This is a genomic window from Pseudomonas sp. GW823-FHT06B06 (assembly GCF_058795195.1).
The window spans coordinates 190,666-197,373 of record NZ_JBXAHO010000011.1 but is presented as its reverse complement, the minus strand read 5'-3'; the positions used below and the strand labels follow the sequence as shown (position 1 = coordinate 197,373).

Sequence of the window (6,708 nt, the reverse complement as noted above, 5' to 3'; positions counted from 1 at the left end):
AATGGGTGGCCGGATCATCGTGGAATCAGTGGCCGGATGTTTATGGAATAGGTGGCCGGATGGCCGTGGAATCCGCAGTACCCACTGCAGCTGCTTTAACTAGCGCTAATCCGGCACCAATTGTTGGTCTACCAGGTACACCCCGTCTCCTTGTTTCTCCTTTGGTTTGGGAGACGGCTTAGGCGCCCTAGTGGCGCCTTTTTTTATGGCGCGTAGCTCCGTGACTGGCGCTGTTCGGCTCATTACGGTGATTAGTCGGACGACTTAGAGGCGCAAGTCCTCTACACACCCGGCAAGGGGAAGTGTTAGCCAGAGGCAAGGGTGTCGCGGGCGACTGCGAATCTGAAGGAAGCCCGAGGCAAAGACGAACAGGAGGCAGATAGCGGCGGTGCAGCGGGGTAAGACGGCCCATACCGTTGAAGCTCAATACTTGCGTGGAACGCTGCGACGTAGAGCGCGGAATAGAAAGTATTTGTCCCGCTGCATAGCTATGTCACTAACCATGCAGGGACAGGATCGAGGGGCCAGATTATTTTCCGGGGTACTCAGCAATGACCTGGTCTGTGCCTGCTTTGGACAAGCCGATTACCTGGTAAGCATCACGTTTTCCGTTGATTTCCATGCCTGGAGATCCAGCCGGCATGCCAGGAACGGCGATCCCGAGAAGGTCGTCACGTTTGCTCATCGCAATGATTTGCTCGGCGGGCACGTGACCTTCAACAAACTTTCCATTGATCATTGCTGTGTGGCATGACGAGAGTCGTGGAGAAACACCGAGTTCCTGCTTGACCGCGCTCATGTTGGTTTCTACATGATCAACGACCGTGAAGCCGTTAGCTTCAAGGTGCTGGATCCACTTCTTGCAGCATCCACAGTTAGCGTCACGATGGACGTCAATCGTCAGCGACTCTGCTGCATGACCAGCTGAACTGATAAACAGAGCCGCGAATGCAGCGAGGCGAAGTGCCCGACCGGGACGAAGAAAGTTATTTCGCATGGGTATGCTCCTTCCCATCCGCGTGGGTATGAGTTTTTGGCTGAACGGCCGGAGGTGCAGAAGCGTCATGTGAAGCCTCCACAACCTGAGGATGGGCGTGTTCGGTACTTTCATCCTGAGAAGGCGCTGCGGCGGCCTCATGGGCATGGGCGCTGTTTCTCTCGCCATGATGGTCGCCTGCTTCGGCTATCTCTTCGGCTGCACCCGCATCATGATGCCCAACAGCAGCCCCTTTTTGGACCTCATGCTGGCCTTCATGGTTATGCATTTTGCTCTCACCGCCACCGTGTTGATGACCACCGCTGCTGGTTGTTAGAGCGTTGTATTGCTCTGCATCCAATGAAGGCAGCTGCTGGAGAAAAGCGACCATTCCCCATATGTAGGGATCGGCCATGCTTTTACCCCAAGCGGGCATGCCTGTGGACTTGATTCCATGCTTGATGATCCAGAAAGCTGCGGCAGGGTTTCCATCAACGCCCAGTTTTGAAAGATTTGGAGGTGCAGGGTAAAGGCTGTTACTTAACTCGGTTCCTGCAATACCCGGAGCCAGATGGCAACCGATGCACATAGAGTTGTAGTTGCCAGCACCTGCGCGGATGAGAGCTACATCGCTCAGGTCGGGCACTTCAATGTCGCGTGAGCGCACTTCGATCGAGCGATCTCGAGCGGTGGAAAGTAGCGCGTAAACGGGATCGGAATGTGGTTCATCCGCCCCAACATTAATCACACCAAAATACACCACGCCGGCGCCTACTATTGCGGCGACCACCCCGGCAGCAGTCAATGTTTTCAATGTTCTTTTCATGTTAGGCCCTCAAAACCACATCCGAATACCGGCGACAAACCGCGCCTCGTTGGCATCCTCTCCTTCATCGCTGGCCAGGTCAGCCGTATTGCCGTAGGAGCGGCTCCAGCTAACCCCAATGTAAGGGGCAAATTGGCGAACAATCTCATAACGCAATCGGAGCCCTACTTCGGTGTTTGCCAATCCAGACCCAATACCGCGCTGAGGATCATTTTTCCCGTAAAAATTGGCTTCGGCCGTCGGCTGCAAGATCAGGCGATTGGTCAGCAGAATGTCGTAGTCGCCTTCCAATCGAGCAGCGGTCTGACCATTCTCACCGATGTAGGCAGTCGCTTCGGCTTCAAAGTTATAGAGGGCCATGCCCTGAATACCGAGCGCTCCCCACGTTTGTGGTGACCCGGGCTTGAAGTCTTGTCTTACGCCGGTGACGACATCCCACCATGGACCGATGGAGTGCCCCCAAAGAGCTGAGAGTTCAGCGTTTTCCGTTACGCCATTGGTACGTTCGCCTTCCGAGCGCAACCACAGGCGGTCAACGTCACCGCCGATCCATCCTTTTGCATCCCAGGCCAATGCACTACCGTTGTCAGCATCCTGGTACTCAAACTTATCCAGCAGCATGAAGGAGTTGACCTTCTTGTCGTGAACACCATGACCAGCCACATCAGGGAACGCGGCTGCACGGTCGGCGTCGGTCAGTACAGGGATTGGAGTTCGGCTGGTGGTGGTAGCCCCTCCATCCATACTTTCCATACCGTCCATTGCTCCATTGTCCATGCTCATCTTGCTGTGATCCATTGCCCCCATCTTGCTATGGTCCATAGCTCCCATCGAGCCGTGATCCATCTTGGAGTGATCCATCTCTTCTGCCGCCTGGGCCATGAAAGAGAAAGCAGGACTGGTAGAGACAGCAATTGCTAACAACGTTGGGCGTATGAATTTACTGGTCATGATCTCAATCTGCCTTTTTGGTTTTTTGGTCATGATCCATCGACTCATGGCGCTTCTTGCTGTGATCCATTGACCCATGATCAGGCTTTGACTCGGTTGTCGTAGTTGCGGGCTTGCTCGTTGCTTTTGCAGGAGTAGCAGGTGAATGATCACTGCTATCTTCGACTGCCAGCGCCACGGACGAGAGTCCACCCATCAAGCCGATGGCAAAGAGGCAACCGACCAGCGATTTACGATTTAGGTATGTGCTCACAGATCGTCTCCTTTACTCATCAACCCGTACTTCACGGAACATGCCCATTTCCATATGGAAAAGCAGGTGGCAGTGATAGGCCCAGCGACCTAAGGCATCAGCGGTGACTCGATAGCTGCGCTTGGTACCTGGTGGCATGTCGATTGTGTGCTTGCGTACCATGAACTTGCCGTTCTCATCCTCAAGGTCACTCCACATACCATGAAGGTGGATGGGGTGAGTCATCATGGTGTCGTTCACCAAGGTGATGCGCAGACGTTCTCCATACTTCAGGCGCAGCGGCTCGGCGTCAGAGAACTTGATGCCGTTGAACGACCACGAAAATTTCTCCATGTGGCCGGTAAGATGCAGCTCAATGGTGCGATTGGGCTCGCGGCCATCAGGGTCTTGGAAAGTGCTTTTCAGGTCAGAGTAGGTAAGTACTCGACGACCGTTGTTCCGCAGCCCGATACCTGGATCGTTTAGCTTTGGCGTCGCGGTCATGGCTTGCATGTCAACCAAGGGGTTGTTGGTTTCGGAAGCTGGATGGGTCAGCATTTCGCCACCCATACTGCCCATGCCAGTCATTTCTGACATATCTCCACCATCCATCCCTGCCATCTTGCTGTGGTCCATACCAGCCATCTTGCTATGGTCCATGCCTGCCATGTTACCGCTGTCCATACCGGTCATCCCGGTCATGCCACCTTGGTCCATGCCGGTCATCTTGCTGTGATCCATGCCCGTCATCCCGGACATGTCACCGTGTTTCATCTCGCTACCACCCATACCAGCCATGCTGCCATGGTCCATACCCGCCATCCCGCCCATTCCCATGTCATCCATGGTTAAAAGAGGCCGAGGATCCAGCGCAGGTACCTGTGCTTTTAATCCCTCGCGAACGGCCAGCGTTCCGCGTGCGTACCCAGTTCTATCCATAGATTGGGCGAAGATGGTGTAAGCCTCTTCGCTGGCAGGTTCTACGATGACGTCATACGTTTCTGCCACGGCAATACGGAATTCGTCGACGCTTACTGGTTTGACGTGTTGTCCATCGGCGGCCACAACGGTCATTTTCAAGCCAGGAATACGGACATCGAAATAGCTCATAGCCGAGCCATTGATGAAGCGCAGGCGCAGCTTCTCGCCCGGTTTGAAGACCCCGGTCCAGTTACCGTTCGGTGCCTGGCCATTCATGAGGTATGTGTAAGTATCCCCACTGACGTCTGCGAGATCAGTGGGATTCATTTTCATCTCAGCCCACATCTTCCGATCGGCCACGGCAGCAGACCAACCTTCCTTGCTGACATCGTCGATGAAGTCGCCAACCGTCCGTTTGTGGTGGTTGTAATAGTCTGATTGCTTCTTGAGCTTGGCCATGACCCGAGCAGGATCTTCATCGGTCCAGTCAGTCAGCATCACCACGTAGTCGCGGTTGTATTGGAAAGGTTCGGGCTCTTTCGAGTCGATGACGATTGGACCGTAAACGCCTGCCTGTTCCTGTAAACCAGAGTGGCTGTGGTACCAGTATGTACCGTTCTGATGAACCTTGAATTTGTACTCGTACATGCCATCGGGAGCGATGCCATGGAAACTCAAACCCGGTACACCATCCATGTTGGCGGGCAGAATAATCCCGTGCCAATGGATGGAGGTGTCTTGGTCCAAGCGATTTTTTACACGCAGCGTGACTGTTTCCCCTTCACGCCAGCGCAGCAAAGGTCCCGGCAATGAGCCATTGATGGTCATGGCTGTGCGTGGCGAGCCGGTGATGTTTACAGGGGTTTCTCCAATAAACAGATCAAATTCGTTACCGGTGAGCACGCTCGGCAGACCAGGACTGGTCACTGCCCATACAGGAGTGCGCCACAGACCAAGGCCGCCGAGAATGCCACCAGCGGCCAAGCCTTTTACGAATGTCCGCCTAGAGGTTTTGGAATTCATGCCGTTTATATCCAATCAGTCAAAAGGGAAGCCGTGCGAACAACCAATGAGCTGCTCAGGTTGAAGGCACTCTCTCGGGGTGAGTAATGAGCCCGGATGAGCTTCGCCCGCCGTTACTGAAAAAGAGCTTTGACGGCAAGCGAGCTCTGAAATTGCCACATTTGAACCATCAAAGTGATTACATTTCTGTCAGCTTTGGAGTGCTGCAAGCTATTCAGCAATTCTTGTGTTCCATCTCTTTGACTTTGCTTTCCGCGACAGGTGGTTGGGATTTTTGTGTTTGAGCTACTTGGTACGACTCCATTGAACTAATCCTTGCCGCTTCCATACGTGCGAATGTCCGATCACCGCCGCCTTCAGCCATAGCCAGCGAAGAGATGGACAGAGCGGCGATGACGAACAAAGTTTTGATAGGTTTCATTTTGGTTCCTCGAATGTATTGGTAACCCCCGAATCCACAGCAATTGATGATTCTTAGGGGAGAGCTCAAGGCTCAATAGGACTATACAACTCACCCCCTGTCAGGAACCTTAGGTGAATATTACAGTTGTGTCAGGTTGCGATATTTCTCTTGAGGAACACGCTATTTAATCCGTAAGGTCTCGATCTCCAGCGTTACACCGCTATTTATTGAGTATCAGTTGAGGTGCCTAACATTGTAAGTATCCGATTGCTTTCAAGGTGCAGACGTTTTTTTAGTTTCTGCACCGGGACTGCGAATGTGAGCCTGGGTGCACCGCGTCAACACTTGAGTGTTCAATGCTCATGGAAAATGGCAACGCTAGTGAGGGTGATTGAGTGTGAGTATTAATTTTGAGAAAGCGCTTGGCCCCGCAGAAAGAGCGTTAATTTATCGTAGTCAAAGAGCCGAAATCCTGAGTAACAATATCGCAAACGCTGATACGCCGAACTTCAAGACCCGAGACTTAGATTTTTCTACTGTGCTTGCAAGCCAGGCAAAAGAAACTCCTGCTACTCCGTTTTCTTTGAAGACAACAAATGTAAAACATATAATTGGACAAGCGTCAGCAAGTGATATTTACGGAGGTGCTTTGCTTTACAGCACACCGGCTCAACCTGCCATTGATCAAAATACTGTCGGTCAGCAGGTCGAGATCGCAAAGCACACAGAAAATGGAATACGTTTCGACGCCGCTTTTACTAGGTTGAATGGAGCATTCAAAGGTTTGCTCAAAGCTCTGCGAGAGGATTAGTAGCGCAGGGGCTTGTGAGCGGTAATTGTGGCCGACGCGGCTGCTTCGGTACTCCCAAAGGGTTCACCAAGGGGAGTCCTCTGCATACCGGGCTCTGACCAGGGGGGCAGGTCAGCATTCAAGCGCTGATCTGGGAAGGAAAACCTAACGCCTCGACAGCTTTACGAATCTGCTCAGGGCTTTCGCTGCTTTCAACACTCACTTTGCCGGCTGACCGATTAACGGAAACGGTAGCTTCGTTGTCCAGTGACTGAATCGCTTTGGTGATTTTGCCGACGCAACTGCCGCATCCAATGCCTGATACATCTAAGACGAACATGGTGATTCCTCTCGTGCTGAGCGGTCTCTTTTCACCGCACCGACAGCATCAACGTTGACACGATGGTAAGGTCAACAGTTTTCCGTTTCGGGTTGTGACCGTCATTAATGGCTAATTGCAAAGACTTGACCACCCGTTTGCGTCGTATTCGACCAGTACGCTTCTTGGCCATGGCCGGCAGAGAACGGCCAGAAGTGACATTCCAGGTCCTCTCGCTTCATCCCTGCTAATTGAAGCCTCTCTTTC

At 52.8% G+C, this 6,708-nt stretch carries 8 protein-coding genes; 1 reads left to right on the top strand and 7 read right to left on the bottom strand.

Annotated elements, in window-relative coordinates; all coding sequences use genetic code 11:
* Window positions 1–529: 529 nt before the first annotated feature.
* The 6 genes from AC1Q8Q_RS13065 to AC1Q8Q_RS13040 form a co-directional block, all read right to left on the bottom strand.
* The gene (locus AC1Q8Q_RS13065) at window positions 530–997 is read right to left on the bottom strand and encodes a DUF411 domain-containing protein (protein ID WP_492615117.1); all 468 of its coding nucleotides are present in this window, start codon (window positions 995–997) and stop codon (window positions 530–532) included.
* Complete coding sequence (locus tag AC1Q8Q_RS13060; RefSeq protein ID WP_492615116.1) at window positions 987–1,802, bottom strand: c-type cytochrome; 816 nt, start codon at window positions 1,800–1,802, stop codon at window positions 987–989. The genes AC1Q8Q_RS13065 and AC1Q8Q_RS13060 overlap by 11 nt, the downstream gene beginning before the upstream one ends.
* 9 nt (window positions 1,803–1,811) lie before the next feature.
* A complete protein-coding gene (locus AC1Q8Q_RS13055) occupies window positions 1,812–2,786 on the bottom strand; it encodes a copper resistance protein B (protein ID WP_492615115.1) in 975 nt (324 codons plus the stop codon).
* Window positions 2,758–3,006: a hypothetical protein gene (locus AC1Q8Q_RS13050; protein ID WP_492615114.1), complete on the bottom strand. Its 249-nt coding sequence runs from the start codon at window positions 3,004–3,006 to the stop codon at window positions 2,758–2,760. The genes AC1Q8Q_RS13055 and AC1Q8Q_RS13050 overlap by 29 nt, the downstream gene beginning before the upstream one ends.
* Before the next feature lie 12 nt (window positions 3,007–3,018).
* The gene (locus tag AC1Q8Q_RS13045; protein WP_492615113.1) at window positions 3,019–4,929 is read right to left on the bottom strand and encodes a copper resistance system multicopper oxidase; all 1,911 of its coding nucleotides are present in this window, start codon (window positions 4,927–4,929) and stop codon (window positions 3,019–3,021) included.
* A gap of 214 nt (window positions 4,930–5,143) precedes the next feature.
* Window positions 5,144–5,350, bottom strand: a complete 207-nt coding sequence (locus AC1Q8Q_RS13040; RefSeq protein WP_492615112.1) for a co-regulatory protein PtrA N-terminal domain-containing protein — start codon at window positions 5,348–5,350, stop codon at window positions 5,144–5,146.
* A 379-nt stretch (window positions 5,351–5,729) separates the two neighbouring features.
* Between AC1Q8Q_RS13040 and flgB the strand changes: the two genes are divergently transcribed.
* Complete coding sequence (flgB, locus tag AC1Q8Q_RS13035) at window positions 5,730–6,143, top strand: flagellar basal body rod protein FlgB (protein WP_492615111.1); 414 nt, start codon at window positions 5,730–5,732, stop codon at window positions 6,141–6,143.
* A gap of 118 nt (window positions 6,144–6,261) precedes the next feature.
* Here flgB and AC1Q8Q_RS13030 read toward each other — a convergent pair whose 3' ends face one another.
* Window positions 6,262–6,462, bottom strand: a complete 201-nt coding sequence (locus tag AC1Q8Q_RS13030) for a heavy-metal-associated domain-containing protein (RefSeq protein ID WP_492615110.1) — start codon at window positions 6,460–6,462, stop codon at window positions 6,262–6,264.
* Between the last annotated feature and the right edge of the window lie 246 nt (window positions 6,463–6,708).

Coding starts and splice junctions, on each gene's coding strand:
- AC1Q8Q_RS13060 (WP_492615116.1), bottom strand. CDS start 1,802: ATGAAAAGAACATTGAAAACATTGACTGCTGCCGGGGTGGTCGCCGCA.
- AC1Q8Q_RS13065 (WP_492615117.1), bottom strand. CDS start 997: ATGCGAAATAACTTTCTTCGTCCCGGTCGGGCACTTCGCCTCGCTGCA.
- AC1Q8Q_RS13040 (WP_492615112.1), bottom strand. CDS start 5,350: ATGAAACCTATCAAAACTTTGTTCGTCATCGCCGCTCTGTCCATCTCT.
- AC1Q8Q_RS13030 (WP_492615110.1), bottom strand. CDS start 6,462: ATGTTCGTCTTAGATGTATCAGGCATTGGATGCGGCAGTTGCGTCGGC.
- AC1Q8Q_RS13055 (WP_492615115.1), bottom strand. CDS start 2,786: ATGACCAAAAAACCAAAAAGGCAGATTGAGATCATGACCAGTAAATTC.
- AC1Q8Q_RS13045 (WP_492615113.1), bottom strand. CDS start 4,929: ATGAATTCCAAAACCTCTAGGCGGACATTCGTAAAAGGCTTGGCCGCT.